The organism is Pseudomonas sp. WS 5011, assembly GCF_012985775.1.
Lineage (GTDB): Bacteria > Pseudomonadota > Gammaproteobacteria > Pseudomonadales > Pseudomonadaceae > Aquipseudomonas > Aquipseudomonas peli.
Genome location: NZ_JAAQXA010000005.1, coordinates 1 through 17,468 on the forward strand (window position 1 = coordinate 1; position 17,468 = coordinate 17,468).

Consider the following 17,468-nt stretch of genomic DNA (forward strand, 5'->3'; position numbering starts at 1 on the left):
GAGGAAAAACACGGAGGAAGAAGCCGCATCGTGACCGATGCGGTTAGAATTTAAACCCCGCGCAATCGGGTGAAGCCACCGGTCACGTTGTTAGCGAAATGAGCGGTCACGTTCACCGAAATCCGCATATGTGGATAGCGAATACCATTACGGGTACGCAAAAGGAGATTACAAGACGGCAACTCGTTATCCGCCTGCCCCAAGCAAAAAGCCTCGATGAATCGAACTAACCGCTCAGCGTCATGAAGCCATGACGCGTCAGCGATATTACTGTGCGGTTGCTGCACTCCATCAAGGTCAAGATGATTACTACCTAGCACAAAACGCGCGCCTGACCGGTTGCCCACGTCGACCATCACAGCAACCGCGTCAGAACAGGCAAAGCAATCATCCGCATCCAACCGCGCGACCCAGACTGCCTCAGGCAGGTACTCATCCACCCAATCCAGCAACGCATTGCGGGCTTTGGCTGCAGTGCCGCAGTTAGCAGAAAGCACAACCACTTTCGGATCAGCTAGCAGAGATTCGATGCCTGATTGCCAGTTATCGCTGGAGCCGTCATCAAGGATCACAACCACTGCTCGCCCCTGCTGAACGACCTGCTGTGACAATGCCGAGTTGAGCGCCCTAGGCAGCTTACTGGCCTGGTTGTGCACGCAGATACCGATGACTACCTCAGCGACAATGGCGCTGGCAGATAACTCACCCGAGAAGCGAATTGCGCGCGAACAAAGGATGCGCGAAAGGCTGCGCGGCGCACTAAAGTGCATGGCCCAATTCCTTCAGGTGTTGCAGTATCAAGTCGCGGGGAAGACCGAATAGTTCTTTCGCACGGGCAAAGAAGCGCCGTTCATGTTCCGAAGTCATCCGCCAGCCATGCAGCTGATAGAACCGCGTCAGACCGCTCAGCTTGTCATCTGACCCAACAGAGGAAAGGCAGGCACGCCCACGCTCATGAAACCAATTCACCGTATGGCGCGCAGTGAATGCAGAGCGAAGACCCTCGAGGCTTAACACCCGAATGGCAAGATCGCGGTCATTGCAACTCGCGAGCCCGGGAGTAAAACACCCGGCACGCAGCAATGTAGCGATACGAATGAAGGTATTGGAACCCTGCCACCCAGGATTGCCCACCAGGAAATCGCTCACAAGCAAAGAGCGGATCGGCTCGCGAGGCTGCTCGATGCCATCCACCCAGGCACGGATACCAGAGATCACCAGATCCGGCCAGTCCCCCCGCGCCGCAATGCTCAGGCATCCCGCGAGATGCTCCGAATCCCAGGTGTCATCGTCATCCAGAATGGCCAGGTAATCGTCTGGCCAGTGCTTTGCTATGTAGTCAATGCCCGTGTTCCACGCGTTTGCCGCGCCGGACGGACCTTGATTCATTAACCAATGCGGATCCTCAAGCACCAGATCAATCGTCGCCATGGCATCTGCTGGTTTCAAGCCGCGGTCACAAACGATCACTACGGAGTTTGGCGCCATAGTCTGAGCGCAGACTGATGCCAATGCGCGGCGAAGCAGTCCCATTCTCTCTGGTACGGTGGCAATCAAAACCCTAATCCCTGGCATCAGCGCTCCAAATTCAAGTCAAAACTGCTGTTCGAGGTGATCCTCGCGACAGAGACTCGCAGAAAAGCATACTCCAGACACGTCATGCACTCCGAGGAGCCGGAGCTAAGGGTGCTAATAGGGAGCAGACCGCTAGCAGGTCTAATCACTCAACAGCAGAAAAATCTCGGTGGCACAAAAAGTGGCACAAAATTTCGTCCACAGACAAAACACTCGACCATAAAAAAATCCAGTCACCGCTAAGTGGCTGGATTTTCTAGGGTTTTTTGGTCGGGACGGAGTGATTCGAACACTCGACCCCTAGCACCCCATGCTAGTGCGCTACCGGACTGCGCTACGCCCCGACTAGGCGTGAATCAGTTTTCTTGTACCAGAAAACGTCGCGGACTATACATTAAGCTCCTGAAATGTGGAAACTTTTTTGAATAGGACGACTATTTTCTAAGCACCAACAACACGTCTTCAAGCTCGGTAATCATTTGCTTGATCAGCTGCTTGTACTGCGTGCTGTCATCTTTAGCTTCATCACCCGAAAGACGCTGACGCGCTCCGCCGATGGTAAAGCCTTGGTCGTACAAGAGCGCGCGAATCTGCCGAATCATCAACACATCTTGGCGCTGATAATAGCGTCGATTACCACGCCGCTTAACCGGGTTAAGTTGTGGGAACTCCTGCTCCCAGTAACGCAACACGTGCGGTTTTACAGCACAGAGTTCGCTAACTTCACCGATGGTGAAGTACCGCTTGCCGGGTATGACGGGCAGTTCGTCGTTATGACTTGGTTCCAGCATACGCCTCGACCCTGGCTTTAAGTTTTTGGCCTGGACGGAAAGTCACGACACGGCGGGCCGTAATCGGAATTTCCTCTCCTGTTTTTGGATTGCGACCGGGGCGCTGACGCTTATCGCGCAGATCAAAGTTACCGAACCCCGAGAGCTTGACCTGTTCGTTGAGCTCCAGCGCTTGGCGGATCTCCTCAAAGAACAGCTCCACCAACTCCTTGGCTTCCCGTTTATTCAGGCCCAGCTCTTCATACAGACGTTCCGCCATCTCAGCTTTCGTCAGAGCCCCCATACGCTACTTCCTTAACGTGGCGTTGAACCTTTGTTCCAGGGAGGTGAGAATATTTTGCATTGTGGTGCTCACCTCATCGTCATTAAGAGTGCGCGATGGATGCTGCCAGGTCAAGCCAACGGCAAGGCTTTTTCTATGAGGATCAATACCTTTACCGTGATACACGTCAAATAGCTTGAGGTCGGTCATCCATTCGCCTGCAGCCTCACGAATTGCACCGAGCAAATCCTGCGCAGGCACGTCACGGTCAACCAGCACAGCCAAGTCACGCCGCACTTCGGGGAACTTAGACAACTCCTGAAACTTTGGCATGACGCCTTGAGTGATCTCAGCCAGCACCAACTCAAACATAAAGACGGTTTGATCTAGGCCGAGTGCTTTCGACAGCTCGGGATGCATCGCACCCAAGAAACCGACCACTCGCCCTTCGCGCTCGATACACGCTGTTTGCCCTGGGTGCAGCGCAGCATGTTCACCTGGCACGAAGGTGAAGCTACCGCCCGCTCCTGCACCGGCCAGCAAGGCTTCGACATCGGCTTTCACATCATAGAAGTCGACATCATCTCGACTGTGCGCCCAACCCTCAGCAAGACGACCGCCACAAATTACGCCCGCCAGCATCGGCTCTTGCTTCAAACCTTCGAGCTGCCCAACAAAACGCAAGCCACTTTCGAACAGGCGCACACGCGATTGTTGACGATTCAAGTTGTGTTCAAGTGCCTTGATCAGACCAGGCCACAAGGAAGAGCGCATTGCTGCCATATCGGCAGAAATCGGGTTCGCCAACATCAGCGGCGCAACACCTGGATTGAACAGCTCGAACAACTTGGGATCAATGAAGCTGTAGGTAATCGCTTCCTGATAACCGCGGGCAACCAACAAACGACGCAGTGCAGGCAGGTCGACTGCAGCCTCGGCTTTAGCTTGCGGAGCCAAACGTGCTTGCGGATAGCGAACCGGCAAACGGTTATACCCATACAAACGACCCAACTCCTCAATCAAATCGACTTCGAGACTGATGTCGAAGCGATGACTCGGGACATCGACTAGCCACTCACCAGCGCCTTGAGCGATCACACCGAGCCCCAACGCTGTGAGCAGACGCTCAACTTCAGCGCCCTCCATGTCCATACCCAACATTTGGCTGATGCGTTCGGCTCGCAAGGTAATTGGCGCAATATTGGGCAAGTCGGTGGCACTGGCCACTTCAATGACAGGACCAGCTTCACCACCGACGATATCCAACAGCAGTGCGGTTGCACGCTCCATGGCATGGCGCGCCAGCTGCGAGTCAACACCGCGCTCGAACCGATGCGATGAATCAGTGTGCAGCCCATAGGAACGGGCTTTGCCAGCTACCGCAATGGTGTCGAAGAAAGCACTTTCCAAGAACAGATCATGCGTTTTAGCGCTTACACCGCTATGTTCACCGCCCATTACACCGGCAATAGCCAAAGCGCGATTATGGTCAGCAATCACCAGGGTGTCTGCTCGCAGGCTGACTTCTTGCCCATCCAGCAGAACCAGCTTTTCACCCTCTTCTGCCATACGCACGCGGATACCACCATTGATCTCAGCAAGATCAAAAGCATGCATAGGCTGACCGAGCTCAAGCATTACGTAGTTTGTAATATCAACGACAGCATCAATGCTACGAATATCGGAGCGACGCAGACGCTCGACCATCCACAGCGGCGTAGGCTGGGACAAGTCGACGTTGCGCACAACCCGCCCCAAGTAGCGCGGGCATGCTTGAGGGACCAAGACATCAACCGAGCGTACTTCGTCATGGGAAGCCGCAACCGGAGCGACAGACACAGGTGCCACAGTCGCGCCGTAGATCGCGCCCACTTCACGAGCCAAGCCGGCCAGCGACAGACAATCACCACGATTTGGGGTCAAGCCGATTTCGATGCTGGCATCGTCCAAGCCCAGATAAATACGTATGTCTTGACCAACAGGTGCATCCGCCGCCAGCTCCATGAGCCCACTGTTGTCATCACTGACCTGCAGCTCGGAAGCCGAACAGAGCATCCCCTGAGACTCCACGCCACGCAACTTGGCCTGTTTGATCTTGAAATCACCAGGCAACTCAGCGCCGATCATGGCGAAGGGAATTTTGATACCGGCGCGAGCGTTTGGCGCACCACAAACGACTTGGAATGTTTCATTGCCGTTACTGACTTGGCAGACACGCAGCTTGTCAGCATCAGGGTGCTGTTCAGCGCTAAGAATCTCGCCCACCACAACGCCACTGAACTGACCTGCCACAGGCGTAACCGCATCGACTTCCAGACCGACCATCGATAGGCGGGCCACCAACTCATCGCGCGCAACATCCGGATTTACCCAGCTACGCAGCCATTGTTCACTGAATTTCATACTGTCTGTTCTCCTGAATCAATTCGATTACGGAATGCGAGGGCGCTAGCGAAATTGCGCCAGGAACCGCAGGTCGTTATCAAAGAACAGCCGTAGATCGTTAACGCCGTAACGCAGCATGGCCAGACGCTCAACCCCCATGCCGAAGGCGAAGCCGGAGTATTTCTCTGGATCAATGCCAGACATGCGCAGCACATTCGGGTGCACCATGCCGCAGCCCATGACTTCCAGCCAACCGGTCTGCTTGCACACGCGGCAGCCTTTGCCGCTGCACATCACACACTGCATATCGACTTCAGCCGATGGTTCGGTGAAGGGGAAGAATGAGGGACGGAAACGTACGCCCAGCGGCTTCTCGAAGAACACTCGAAGGAACTCTTCGATGGTGCCCTTGAGGTCAGCAAAGCTCACACCTTCATCGACCAGCAGGCCTTCTACCTGGTGGAACATCGGCGAATGAGTGATATCGGAATCGCAGCGATAAACACGGCCGGGGCAAACGATGCGGATCGGCGGCTGCTGCGATTCCATGGTGCGCACCTGGACCGGAGAGGTGTGGGTGCGCAGCAACATATTCGCATTGAAATAAAAGGTGTCATGCATCGCCCGAGCCGGGTGATGGCCCGGGATATTGAGTGCTTCAAAGTTGTGATAGTCGTTTTCCACTTCCGGGCCTTCGGCAATGCCGTAGCCAATACGGGTGAAAAACCGCTCAACGCGTTCCAGCGTCCGGGTGACTGGATGCAGACCACCAGAAGTCTGACCACGACCTGGCAGTGTCACGTCGATTTTTTCGGCGGCGAGCTTGGCGCTCAGCGCGGCCTGTTCCAGAGTTGCCTTACGGCTGTTCAGCGCATCCTGAACCTGATCCTTGGCGGCATTGATCAATGCACCGGCTTGCGGGCGTTCTTCTGCCGACAGATTGCCCAGGGTCTTCATCACCTGAGTCAATTCGCCTTTCTTGCCCAGATAGTGAACCCGCAGTTGTTCCAGGGCATTCACATCGTCGGTGTGGCTAACGGCCTCAAGCGCTTGCGAGACCAGCACATCCAGATTTTCCATTTACAGACTCCAGATACGAAATAGGGGAAGAGCTTGAAGGCTCTTCCCCTATTGGTGACGTTTAGCACCGGGCGAGCCCGGTGATTGTCGGGGACTTAAGCCAGTACGGCTTTCGCTTTCTCGACAATCGCAGCAAACGCCGCTTTTTCGTTCACTGCCAGATCAGCCAGAACCTTACGATCGATCTCGATGGACGCTTTTTTCAGGCCGGCAATGAAACGGCTGTAGGACAGACCGTTAACACGAGCACCAGCGTTGATACGAGCGATCCACAGAGCGCGGAACTGACGTTTTTTCTGGCGACGGTCGCGGTAGGCGTACTGGCCTGCCTTGATCACCGCTTGCTTGGCAACACGGAATACGCGTGAGCGTGCGCCGTAGTAGCCTTTAGCGAGTTTCAGAATTTTTTTGTGACGCTTGCGAGCGATAACGCCGCGCTTAACACGAGCCATGAGTAATTTCCTCTATCTTGACCGATTAACGAACGCGCAGCATGCGCGCCACTTTTGCTACGTCAGACGGATGCACCATGGTGCTACCGCGCAGTTGACGCTTACGCTTAGTGGACATCTTGGTCAGGATGTGGCTCTTGAAAGCGTGCTTGTGCTTGAAGCCGTTAGCGGTTTTGAGAAAACGCTTGGCTGCACCACTCTTAGTTTTCATCTTTGGCATGTTCGGATACTCCGCATTCAGTTGATAAACATAACCGCAAGGCCTGCCGTGCCCTGGTGGTTATTTCTTCTTTTTGGGGGCGATGACCATTATCAGCTGGCGTCCTTCCATCTTTGGATGCTGTTCAACGGTGCCGTATTCAGCAAGGTCACCTTCAACCCGCTTCAACAACTCCATACCCAGCTCCTGATGCGCCATCTCACGGCCGCGGAATCGAAGCGATACCTTGGCCCTGTCCCCATCACTAAGGAAACGTACCAGGTTGCGTAGTTTTACCTGGTAATCCCCTTCCTCCGTCCCTGGACGAAACTTAATTTCTTTAACCTGAATCTGCTTCTGGTTTTTCTTTGCAGCAGCAATCTGCTTCTTCTTTTCGAAGATCGATTTACCGTAGTCCATCAGCTTGCAAACAGGTGGCACTGCATCGGCAGAAATCTCTACCAGATCCAGCTTGGCCTCTTCGGCCTTAAGAAGCGCGTCTTCAATTGACACAATCCCAAGCTGCTCACCTTCAGCGCCAATTAACCGAACCTCGCGTGCCGAGATATTCTCGTTGATCGGGGCCTTCGGTGCAGCTCGTTTATCTTGTCTCATTTCACGCTTAATAATGATTACTCCAAATCTTGGCGACCACGCCGGGAAACCGCCTGCGCAAGAAATTCAGCGAATTGAGTGACGGGCATTGAGCCCAGATCAGCACCTTCACGGGTACGCACGGCGACAGTTTTCGTCTCAACCTCCCGATCTCCGATGACCAAGAGATAAGGAACCTTGAGCAAAGTATGCTCGCGGATTTTAAAGCCTATCTTCTCGTTCCTCAAGTCAGACTTGGCACGAAATCCGCTTTGATTGAGCGTTTTTTCTACTTCGAGGGCAAAATCGGCCTGTTTATCCGTGATATTCATCACCACAGCCTGAGTCGGCGCCAACCAAGCAGGGAACGCCCCTTCGTAGTGCTCGATCAAAATCCCGATGAATCGCTCGAACGAACCGAGAATCGCACGGTGCAACATAACCGGCACTTTACGGCTGTTGTCTTCGGAAACGTAGCTCGCTTCCAGGCGCTGCGGCATGTTCGGATCGTACTGCAGCGTACCGCACTGCCAGGCGCGACCCAGGCAATCAAGCAGTGTGAACTCGATCTTCGGACCGTAGAAGGCACCCTCGCCCGGCAGGTACTCCCAAGGCAGGCCGGCTTCATTCAGCGCATTGGCCAGCGCCTCTTCGGCGCGATCCCAGAACGCATCATCACCCACACGCTTGGCTGGGCGCGTGGAGAGCTTCATCTTGACGTCGCTGAAACCGAAGTCAGCGTAAACCTGCAAGGTCAGCTTGATGAAATCCGCCGCTTCTTTCTTGACCTGCTCCTCTGTACAGAAGATGTGCGCATCATCCTGCGTGAAACCACGCACACGCATGATGCCATGCAGGGCACCAGAGGCCTCATTGCGGTGACAGGAGCCAAACTCAGCCAGACGCAGCGGCAGCTCGCGGTAGCTCTTGAGCCCCTGATTGAATATCTGTACGTGACACGGGCAGTTCATCGGTTTAATTGCGTAATCGCGACTTTCCGACTGAGTGGTGAACATGTTGTCGGCGTAATTACCCCAGTGCCCGGATTTCTCCCACAGCACACGGTCAACCACCTGCGGCGTGCGCACCTCCTGATAGCCATTCTCGCGCTGCACGCCACGCATATACTGCTCAAGCACCTGATAAATGGTCCAACCATTCGGATGCCAGAACACCATGCCCGGCGCTTCTTCCTGGGTATGGAACAGATCGAGGCGCTTACCGATCTTGCGATGATCACGCTTCTCGGCCTCTTCGATTCGTTGGATATAAGCCGCCAACTGCTTCTTATCAGCCCAGGCCGTGCCATACACGCGCTGCAACTGCTCGTTCTTGGCATCGCCGCGCCAATAAGCACCGGACAATTTGGTCAGCTTGAACGCTTTGAGGAAGCGCGTATTCGGCACGTGCGGACCGCGGCACATGTCGACGTATTCTTCGTGGTAGTACAGACCCATAGCCTGTTCATCCGGCATGTCTTCAACCAGACGCAGCTTGTACTCTTCACCACGAGCGGTGAAGACATCAATAACTTCAGCACGTGGCGTCACTTTCTTAATGACGTCGTAGTCCTTCTCGATTAGCTGCTGCATGCGCTGCTCGATTGCTGCCACATCATCTAGAGTAAAAGGACGCTCAGAGGCGATGTCGTAGTAGAAACCTTCGTCAATGACCGGACCGATCACCATCTTGGCAGTGGGAAACAGCTGCTTGACCGCATGACCAATCAAATGCGCGCAGGAGTGGCGAATGATTTCCAGGCCTTCCTGATCTTTTGGCGTAATGATTTGCAGAGTTGCGTCGCTATCAATCAGATCACAGGCATCAACCAACTTGCCATTGACCTTGCCAGCTACCGTGGCCTTAGCCAGGCCAGCACCAATAGATTGCGCCACCTCGAGTACGGATACCGGGTGATCGAACGAACGCTGACTGCCGTCGGGAAGAGTAATGATGGGCATGGCGCCTCCTCTCCTAGTGGTGACCTCTACCAAAGGCCACATGGGTTGGGATGAGCCAGTAAGCGATGCGGCGGTAAACCTGCCTTACAATGGCAGGAGCTTTTCAGCCAACCAAAACCGAACCGGGGTCACTGGAGGTTTGAAACAACGATTAACCGCACGAATGCTTGCAGAAAGCCGGACTTGCTGGCAAGAACCCAATAAAAAAGGGCCGCCTAAGCGACCCTTCTTCTACCAAATTTGGTAGGCACGATTGGACTCGAACCAACGACCCCCACCATGTCAAGGTGGTGCTCTAACCAACTGAGCTACGTGCCTACGATGGGTGCGCATTCTACGGCCGCGCAAAAAACTGTCAACCTATTTTTTTACGCTAACTGTCTGAATAACTGAATTTTTTACTGTTCTACAGCGCGTTTAATATTTCGCACAGGCCACTAGCCGGGCATTTTCAACTCAGGTAGCATCTGCCCATTCGTAAAAAATAAAGAACAGAGGTTGCAAAATGGCGCACACAGCTTATCCACAATCCTATTACGCGGCCTCCGCCAATCCGGTACCGGAGCGCCCAGAATTGAATGGTGAAGTCGAGACTGACGTGTGCATCGTCGGCGCGGGCTACACCGGTCTATCCACCGCCATCGCCCTGCTTGAGAGTGGCTTCAAGGTCAGCATCGTCGAGGCGGCCAAGGTCGGTTTTGGCGCATCGGGTCGTAATGGCGGACAGATCGTTAACAGCTACAGCCGCGATATCGACGTAATCGAACGCAGTGTCGGCCCCAAGCAGGCGAAACTGCTGGGCGATATGGCGTTCGAAGGCGGCCGTATCATTCGCGAGCGCATCGCCAAGTACAACATCCAGTGCGACCTCAAGGACGGTGGTGTCTTCGCTGCTAACACCCCGAAGCACATGAAACACCTGGAATCGCAGAAAAAGCTTTGGGAACGCTACGGCCATACTCAGTTGGAACTGATGGACGCCAAGCGCATCCGTGAAGTGGTGGACAGCGACGCCTATGTCGGCGGCATGCTCGACATGAGTGGCGGCCACATACACCCGCTCAATCTGGCCCTGGGTGAAGCGGCTGCCGTTGAGTCGCTGGGCGGCGTGATCTATGAACAATCCCCCGCTATCCGCATTGACCGCGGCGCCAACCCTGTTGTGCACACGCCTAACGGCCGGATCAAAGCCAAGTTCGTGGTCGTCGCCGGTAACGCCTATCTGGGCAACCTGATTCCAGAGCTGTCGGCCAAGTCGATGCCGTGCGGCACCCAGGTGATCACCACCGAACCCCTGTCCGCTGAGCTGGCGAAAAGCTTGCTGCCGCAGGATTACTGCGTCGAAGATTGCAACTACCTGCTCGACTACTACCGCCTGACCAGCGACAAGCGCCTGATCTTCGGCGGCGGCGTGGTCTACGGCGCACGCGATCCGGCGAACATCGAGGCGATTATTCGCCCGAAAATGCTTAAAGCCTTCCCACAGCTGAAGGATGTGAAGATCGACTACGCCTGGACCGGCAACTTCCTGCTGACCTTGTCGCGCCTACCGCAGGTCGGCCGCCTGGGTGACAACATCTACTACTCGCAGGGCTGCAGCGGCCACGGCGTGACCTACACACACTTAGCCGGCAAAGTGCTGGCTGAAGCCCTGCGCGGCCAAGCAGAACGCTTCGACGCCTTCGCCGATCTGCCGCATTACCCCTTCCCCGGCGGCCGCCTGTTCCAAGTGCCATTCAGCGCTCTGGGTGCCTGGTACTACACCCTGCGTGACAAGCTGGGCGTCTAAAGCACAGCCCGCAAACAGAAACGGCACCTCAAGAGGTGCCGTTTTGCATTCTATCTTTCGACGGTTTTACAACTGTGCATCCGGCCAGACCTGACGCGCCGAGCGCAACGCCCGCTGCGCCGCAGTCGCACGACCTTGCTTTTGCAATTCCTGCGCGGCCGCCATCCACGTCTGTTTGCGTGGTTGCGCAGGCAACTGATCGGTAGGCATGACCAATACAGCCCAGCGCCCCGCCTCACCCCACGCATCGTCGAAGCTGGCAAAGCTGGTGTACCAACGCCGGGTGTTGCCAGAGCGCAGCACCAGTGTGCGCTCACGCTGGTCATAGCCAACCAGCAGCGCAAACTGCGCGCCCGGCCCGCCAAATAAACGATCCTGCATCACCAGCACTGGATGCCCTGCCGACACTTGCTGCATCAGCGCATCCAGGTTGCCAGGCAAGGGGTAGACCAGCAGATCATAAGAGCGAGCCGCCGCTTCAAGGCCGACTTGCGCGCTTTGTCCCTTGGCCAATTGCTGAATGCGCTCATCCACCAGGCCGGGGCTACTGATCACACCATGATGATTGAGTAACGCCGCCAACGCCGAAGGCCCGCCCTGCGCATCACTGAGTTGAAAAAACGGCACATCGGCCAACTCGACCCGCTCGGGCAAGCGCTTGGTCTCAGGCTGCAGCTGCGGCCCACCAGCGCAGGCAGCGAGCAGAAAAAACAGGGCTACTGGTAGAAGCTTTACTACGCGCACAGACTGAAACATCACTCACCCACTGGCTTGTTTGTGGCGCAGAGCATAACGATGAAGTGCCGATGCCCCAACCTATCTGCGCAAAATGCCGAGTTTCCGGCAGACAGTGACCGAGTCATACAAGCAAACGAAAAACCTCTCCAGGCCGATAATCTGCCCGGTATTGCATCCAACGCTGCCTTTAACCGGCACACCATCGAATTACGACCGCCGCCCTTGCGCTCGCCGTCAAACAAACAGCCCCCTATGCCCAATAACTTTGCACCTGCCAGCACGCCTCTAACCGCGCTTTCTCGGCGCTTCTCCGTTTTTGAGGTTCAGAGGCGTCCTCAAAACCTGGGGCGACTCACTATTCACTTTTCTGTGAACTAAGAGCGGCGCAAAGCAAGCACAGTGAAGGTCTACTTTCGGACGCTTTCAGCCATTCACGACTTGCTAAAAACAAGTAAGAACTGCGTGTTATTAATTACCGAAGAACTCACAGCCACAAGCGGACGTGGCATAGCGTAGGCTGATAAAATCACCTGATACTTCTTTACCGGCATCTTCAATGCAGCAATCTACTCCCCTTTCCCGCCGTTTTTCCTGTGCCCCCATGATGGATTGGACGGACCGTCACTGCCGCTTTTTCCTACGCCAGTTGTCCAAGCACGCCTTGCTGTATACCGAGATGGTCACCACAGGGGCGATCCTGCACGGAGATACCGCACGCTTTCTGCGCCACAGCGTGGCGGAGTACCCGCTGGCTCTGCAGCTGGGCGGCAGCGTAGCGGCAGATCTGGCGGCCTGCGCCAAGCAGGGTGAGGCTGTCGGCTACAGCGAAATCAATCTGAACGTAGGCTGCCCCAGCGACCGCGTGCAGAACAACATGATCGGCGCCTGCCTTATGGGTCATCCACAACTGGTCGCCGACTGCGTGAAAGCCATGCAGGATGCGGTGGATATCCCGGTAACGGTGAAGCACCGCATTGGCATCAACGGCCGCGACAGCTATGCCGAGCTGTGCGATTTCGTCGGCACCGTGCGTGATGCAGGCTGTCGCAGTTTTACTGTGCATGCGCGGATCGCCATCCTGGAGGGCCTCTCGCCCAAGGAGAACCGCGAAGTGCCGCCGCTACGCTACGAGGTGGCGGCGCAGCTCAAGCAGGACTTCCCTGAGCTGGAAATCATCCTCAATGGCGGCATCAAGACCCTTGAGGATTGCCAGCAGCACCTGCAAACCTTCGATGGCGTCATGCTGGGCCGCGAGGCGTACCACAACCCTTACCTGCTGGCCCAAGTGGACCAGCAGCTGTTTGGCTCAACGAGCGCAGTGCTGAGTCGTTTTGAGGCCATGCAGAGCATGCGTGGCTATATAGCCGCGCACCTGGCCGAAGGTGGCAGCATGCACCATATCACCCGCCATATGCTCGGCCTGGGCCAGGGCTTTAATGGCGCGCGGCGCTTTCGCCAGCTGCTCTCTGTGGACATTCACAAGACCAACGAACCACTGGCGCTGTTCGATCAAGCGGCGCAATTGCTGCAAGGCCGCTGACTCGGGTAAGGTCGGTGCATCTGCAACGACAAGGCTGTGTCATGACCTCCAAGCTGGATCAACTCAAGCAGTTCACCACAGTGGTCGCCGATACCGGCGACCTCGACGCCATCGCCCGCCTGAAGCCGGTTGATGCCACCACCAACCCTTCCCTGCTGCTTAAAGCCGCTGCCATGCCTGGTTACAGCGCACTGCTGAAAAGCGCAGTGACTGCCGGCAAAGGCGATCTAGGCCTGGCCTGTGACCATTTTGGCGTCGCTGTGGGCGGTGAAATCCTCAAGATCATCCCAGGCCGCATCTCTACCGAGGTGGATGCCCGGCTGTCCTTCGACACCCAGGCCACACGGCAGCGTGCCGAGCGCTTGATTGGTCTGTACGAAGAAGCTGGTATTGGACGTGAACGCGTACTGATCAAGATCGCCTCGACCTGGGAAGGCATCCGCGCCGCCGAGCAGCTGGAAAAGGCTGGTATTCAGTGCAACCTGACGCTGCTGTTCTCTTTCGCCCAAGCTCAGGCCTGTGCCGATGCCGGCGTGTACCTGATTTCGCCCTTCGTCGGGCGTATCTACGACTGGTACAAGAAGGCCGAAGGCCGTGATTTTGTCGGCGCAGAAGACCCCGGCGTGCAGTCGGTTACGCGCATCTACAACTACTACAAAGCCAACGCCTACCAGACCGTGGTGATGGGCGCGAGCTTCCGCAATATCGGCCAGATCGAACAACTGGCTGGCTGTGATCGCCTGACCATCAGCCCCGAGCTGCTGCAGCAACTGGCCGATGATCAGCAACCACTGGCGCGCCTGCTCAGCCCTGGCAAAGCTGCCGAAGCCAAGCAGAGCCTGAGCGAAAGCCAATTCCGCTGGGCGATGAATGAAGACGCCATGGGCACCGAAAAGCTGGCCGAAGGCATTCGTCTGTTTGCCCGCGATCAGGAAAAGCTGGAAAAACTGCTCATCGCTCAAGCCTGAATGGCCTGAAAGCAAACGGGGCGCTCAATGAGCGCCCCGTTTGTTTAGCCACTCGAATCAATGATGCTCGAGGGCATTGACCAGGTCATGGAAGGCTTCGCGGTTGGACTCATTCAACCCCATGAGAATCCGATGGGCTTCCAGCACCTTGGCACGCACCAGCTCTTCAGACTGATCCTGAGACGGCAGGTCGTCCAGACAATCCGGGCATGGCACCGGCGTATCGACAATATTGAAAACCTGATCAAACCCCATCGACTGCAGCAGGCGTGTGATATCGGCGTGCGTCGTTACCACTGTTGGCAACAGGCCAATTTTCTGCCGCGAGAGTATCGACAACTTGGCCAACAGCCCGAGGGTCGTACTGTCGATACTGCGAGTTTCGGTGAGATCAATCACGATGGCTGAGAAATTCAGCGCCGTGAAAATTTTCTCAATGGTTGCATCCAGTGCCGAACACAGCGTCAGGCGCACTTCACCGACAAACTTCAGGATGAAGGTACCGTTTTGTTCGGCAAACTGGATTCGACCGGGGCTTATCCCAGGGTTCATGCAAGGTTCCTGCTTAACACCAGCAAGGCGATATCATCCGGCATATCCCCCAGATTGGCCAGCCCAAAAGCCTTGCGCAAGCCATCCAGGGTTCCGCCCGCAGAACTGATCAGCTGCGGCAACAGCGTTTCCTTGTCTTTCAAGGTATCGCCCGGGAGTAGATCGAGGATGCCGTCGGAGAGCAGCGTCAAGCTGAAGGCCTCCGGCAGTTCAAGTTCCAGATCGTTATATTCGGCCTCGACAAACAGCCCAACCGGCAGGCCGCGGCCTTCCAGGTAACGCGCCTGACCGTCGCTGTAGAGCACCGGCAGCGGTAGATGGCCGCCAATGCTATAGGTCAGACGGTTGTTGGCCTGGTCAATCACACCGCCAAGCATGGTCACGTGCTTGCCCAGCTTGCAGTTGAGCAGACCACGGTTGATATGACCGAGCACTTCAGAGGGCTTGAAATCCGGCAGGTTGCCGCCGCGTCGCGACTCATAGAGCAAGCGTGTGGTCATAAACTTCAACAGCACGGTGATAAATGCCGAAGAAGCGCCATGCCCGGAAACATCGGCCAGATAAAAAGCGATACGGCTGTCATCGACGCGGAAATAGTCGACAAAGTCGCCCGACAGGTACAGCGACGGAATGATCTGATGCGCGAAGCTCAAGCCATCGGCCTGCCACGGCGTCACCGGCAGCATGTTCATCTGCACCTGGCGACCGGCGTTCTGATCCTCCTGCAGCAGGTGCAGACTGGCTTGCAGTTCGCGGTTGGCGGTTTCCAGCTCGTCGCGGTAGCGCTGGTTTTCCAGGCGCAGGTTGGCGCGGTCCAGCGCACGACGCACTGAATGCTCAAGCACAGCGAGATCCGCCAGCGGCTTAATCAGGTAATCGGCAGCGCCTAGACGCAGGGCCTCTACGGCATCGCTCATCACGCCTGCACCGGACACCACGATCACCGGGGTTTCAACCTGCAGGGCGTTGATGCGGCGGATCAGTTCAAGACCGTCGACTTGCGGCATGCGCAGATCGCAGATCACCAGATCCGGCGACTCGGCATGAAAGACTTCCAGCCCCTGCAAGCCATTAGCGGCCTGCAGCACATGAAAACCACTGTCTTCCAAGTAGGCTGCGAGGCTCGCACGCACTACGTCGTCGTCATCGATAATCAGCAGCGTGGCACTGGTTTTGTGCATGAGGTATCCAGGCAAACTGCGCCGGGTATGGGTTGGGTTTAGTGCGTGAGGGCCGGAGCTTACACGCGCGAACTCGGCTTGCTTTAAGGCGCAGACGGTACTCCCATCCGTTATGCGATTCAAGCGTACGCCGGTCGTCGCAACACGACTTTACACCTCAAATCGGCCAAGGTTATAAGAGCTGCAGGACAACCCCCATAACAAGAGGAAAAAGCCCCATGAGTCAGAATGATCGTGCCTACAGTGAGAAACGCGATTACATCCGCATGCGGCTAGAAGCACCTGTGACCCTGCACCACGATGGCAAGGAGATTCCTGCCCTGTGCCTCGACCTTTCCAGCACCGGCATGCAGCTGGAGGCCGAAAGCGCAGTGAAGACGGGCGACAAAGTGCGTGTACACATCGCGTCGGAGCATAACGAACTGCGCGGCCTGGACGCGCAAGCCGAAGTGATGCGCGTCAGCACCCTGGAAGATGGCCGCCAGGCATTAGGCTTGGCGATTATTTCCATGAACTGACACGTTAAAACAACAAAAAGGCGGCCCTCAGTGGCCGCCTTTTTGTTGTTTGCCATTCATGCATGGGCGTTGCAGAGAGCGCTGAGCAATAAGGAACGGCTTCAGGCCGTTTGCATGCACATCAGCGACTCAGAAGTCGTCCTCGACCTCGCCATCGCGTACTTTGAATTCGCGATTCTGCAGATAGGCATTACGAATAAAGATGTACTTGTCGCCGCTGACCATACGCTCGGCTTTTAGCAAGTTGGCCCGCAGGCTCACGGCTTCAACCCCAGTCACCACATTACGGGTCGGGACGTGGTCGATGTGCATCGGCGCAGTCACCATCGAATCAGGAACACGGCCAAACGTATCACGCACGGTACTTGGCCCCAGTAGCGGTAGCACCACGTAAGGGCCACTACTCAGCCCCCAAGCGCCTAGCGTTTGGCCGAAGTCCTCATCGCTACGCTGCAGCCCCATCGGGGTCGCTACGTCGAAGAAACCCAACAGGCCGAAGGTGGTATTGAAGATCAAGCGACCGCTGTCCACGCCGGCGTTATGCAACTTTCCCTGCAACAGATTGTTAGCCAGATTGCGTAAATCCCCGATATTGCGGAAGACATTACTGACACCGTCTTCAACAAGTTGCGGCGCCACAGCCTGATATCCCTGGGCCAATGGTTTGAGGGTATAGGCATCAACGTTGTCGTTGACCTTGAACATAAAGCGGTTGTAGCCCTGCCAAGGGTCTTCTTCGTTGGCTTGCGCCAGTGCAGGCAGCAAGAGCACGCCGGTACAGGCAATCAACAGGCTCAGTCGTTCAATCCAACTCGCACCGGTTACACGCATCACAGTCGCTCCTTGAAAATTCTTAGGCGGCCACAGACCGTCAAATCAGGCC

Annotated in this window: 18 protein-coding genes and 2 tRNA genes; 4 read left to right on the plus strand and 16 right to left on the minus strand. The window is 56.0% G+C overall.

Annotated elements, in window-relative coordinates; genetic code table 11:
- Nucleotides 1-50 precede the first annotated feature (50 nt).
- The 12 genes from HBN63_RS06915 to HBN63_RS06970 form a co-directional block, all read right to left on the minus strand.
- Entirely contained in the window at nt 51-770 is a 720-nt protein-coding gene (locus HBN63_RS06915; protein WP_170048893.1) for a glycosyltransferase, read from the minus strand.
- Nucleotides 760-1,575 carry a glycosyltransferase gene (locus HBN63_RS06920; RefSeq protein ID WP_345940474.1) on the minus strand — a complete coding sequence of 272 codons (816 nt, stop codon included), beginning with the start codon at nt 1,573-1,575 and terminating at the stop codon, nt 760-762. Before HBN63_RS06920 ends, HBN63_RS06915 begins: the two co-directional genes overlap by 11 nt.
- A gap of 267 nt (nt 1,576-1,842) precedes the next feature.
- Nucleotides 1,843-1,919: transfer RNA gene (locus HBN63_RS06925), tRNA-Pro, on the minus strand.
- Nucleotides 1,920-2,009: 90 nt separating this feature from the next.
- Complete coding sequence (locus tag HBN63_RS06930) at nt 2,010-2,366, minus strand: MerR family transcriptional regulator (RefSeq protein WP_090256190.1); 357 nt, start codon at nt 2,364-2,366, stop codon at nt 2,010-2,012.
- Complete coding sequence (gene ihfA / locus HBN63_RS06935; protein WP_003243414.1) at nt 2,347-2,649, minus strand: integration host factor subunit alpha; 303 nt, start codon at nt 2,647-2,649, stop codon at nt 2,347-2,349. The genes HBN63_RS06930 and ihfA overlap by 20 nt, the downstream gene beginning before the upstream one ends.
- Before the next feature lie 3 nt (nt 2,650-2,652).
- A complete protein-coding gene (gene pheT / locus HBN63_RS06940) occupies nt 2,653-5,031 on the minus strand; it encodes a phenylalanine--tRNA ligase subunit beta (protein WP_170048895.1) in 2,379 nt (792 codons plus the stop codon).
- 45 nt (nt 5,032-5,076) lie between these two features.
- Complete coding sequence (gene pheS, locus HBN63_RS06945) at nt 5,077-6,093, minus strand: phenylalanine--tRNA ligase subunit alpha (RefSeq protein ID WP_170048896.1); 1,017 nt, start codon at nt 6,091-6,093, stop codon at nt 5,077-5,079.
- Nucleotides 6,094-6,188: 95 nt separating this feature from the next.
- On the minus strand, nt 6,189-6,545 hold the full coding sequence (rplT, locus tag HBN63_RS06950; protein ID WP_040069108.1) for a 50S ribosomal protein L20: 357 nt from the start codon (nt 6,543-6,545) through the stop codon (nt 6,189-6,191).
- A 25-nt stretch (nt 6,546-6,570) separates the two neighbouring features.
- Nucleotides 6,571-6,765 (minus strand): 50S ribosomal protein L35, encoded by a 195-nt coding sequence (gene rpmI / locus HBN63_RS06955; RefSeq protein WP_079202156.1) that lies wholly within the window; start codon nt 6,763-6,765, stop codon nt 6,571-6,573.
- Between the two features lie 60 nt (nt 6,766-6,825).
- Nucleotides 6,826-7,377, minus strand: coding sequence for a translation initiation factor IF-3 (gene infC, locus HBN63_RS06960; RefSeq protein ID WP_169852835.1), 552 nt, complete (start codon nt 7,375-7,377; stop codon nt 6,826-6,828).
- Nucleotides 7,377-9,299 carry a threonine--tRNA ligase gene (gene thrS / locus HBN63_RS06965; protein WP_170048897.1) on the minus strand — a complete coding sequence of 641 codons (1,923 nt, stop codon included), beginning with the start codon at nt 9,297-9,299 and terminating at the stop codon, nt 7,377-7,379. Before thrS ends, infC begins: the two co-directional genes overlap by 1 nt.
- A 241-nt stretch (nt 9,300-9,540) precedes the next feature.
- Nucleotides 9,541-9,617: transfer RNA gene (locus HBN63_RS06970), tRNA-Val, on the minus strand.
- Between the two features lie 187 nt (nt 9,618-9,804).
- On the opposite strand from HBN63_RS06970, the gene HBN63_RS06975 reads away from it, so the two are divergent.
- A complete protein-coding gene (locus HBN63_RS06975; RefSeq protein WP_090256185.1) occupies nt 9,805-11,088 on the plus strand; it encodes an FAD-binding oxidoreductase in 1,284 nt (427 codons plus the stop codon).
- 66 nt (nt 11,089-11,154) lie between these two features.
- On the opposite strand, the gene HBN63_RS06980 is transcribed toward HBN63_RS06975, so the two are convergent.
- Nucleotides 11,155-11,844 (minus strand): PA2778 family cysteine peptidase, encoded by a 690-nt coding sequence (locus HBN63_RS06980; protein ID WP_170048898.1) that lies wholly within the window; start codon nt 11,842-11,844, stop codon nt 11,155-11,157.
- A gap of 538 nt (nt 11,845-12,382) precedes the next feature.
- Between HBN63_RS06980 and dusA the strand changes: the two genes are divergently transcribed.
- Both dusA and tal read left to right on the plus strand, forming a co-directional pair.
- Nucleotides 12,383-13,366 carry a tRNA dihydrouridine(20/20a) synthase DusA gene (dusA, locus tag HBN63_RS06985; RefSeq protein WP_170048899.1) on the plus strand — a complete coding sequence of 328 codons (984 nt, stop codon included), beginning with the start codon at nt 12,383-12,385 and terminating at the stop codon, nt 13,364-13,366.
- Between the two features lie 41 nt (nt 13,367-13,407).
- Nucleotides 13,408-14,334, plus strand: a complete 927-nt coding sequence (gene tal / locus HBN63_RS06990; protein ID WP_170048900.1) for a transaldolase — start codon at nt 13,408-13,410, stop codon at nt 14,332-14,334.
- Between the two features lie 57 nt (nt 14,335-14,391).
- On the opposite strand, the gene rssC is transcribed toward tal, so the two are convergent.
- Nucleotides 14,392-14,874, minus strand: a complete 483-nt coding sequence (gene rssC / locus HBN63_RS06995; RefSeq protein WP_090251069.1) for an anti-sigma factor antagonist RssC — start codon at nt 14,872-14,874, stop codon at nt 14,392-14,394.
- 8 nt (nt 14,875-14,882) lie between these two features.
- Nucleotides 14,883-16,067 carry a two-component system response regulator RssB gene (gene rssB, locus HBN63_RS07000; RefSeq protein ID WP_170048901.1) on the minus strand — a complete coding sequence of 395 codons (1,185 nt, stop codon included), beginning with the start codon at nt 16,065-16,067 and terminating at the stop codon, nt 14,883-14,885.
- 218 nt (nt 16,068-16,285) lie between these two features.
- Between rssB and HBN63_RS07005 the strand changes: the two genes are divergently transcribed.
- A complete protein-coding gene (locus HBN63_RS07005; RefSeq protein ID WP_090247735.1) occupies nt 16,286-16,585 on the plus strand; it encodes a PilZ domain-containing protein in 300 nt (99 codons plus the stop codon).
- Between the two features lie 129 nt (nt 16,586-16,714).
- On the opposite strand, the gene HBN63_RS07010 is transcribed toward HBN63_RS07005, so the two are convergent.
- Nucleotides 16,715-17,416, minus strand: coding sequence for a VacJ family lipoprotein (locus tag HBN63_RS07010; protein WP_170048902.1), 702 nt, complete (start codon nt 17,414-17,416; stop codon nt 16,715-16,717).
- Nucleotides 17,417-17,468: the final 52 nt, after the last annotated feature.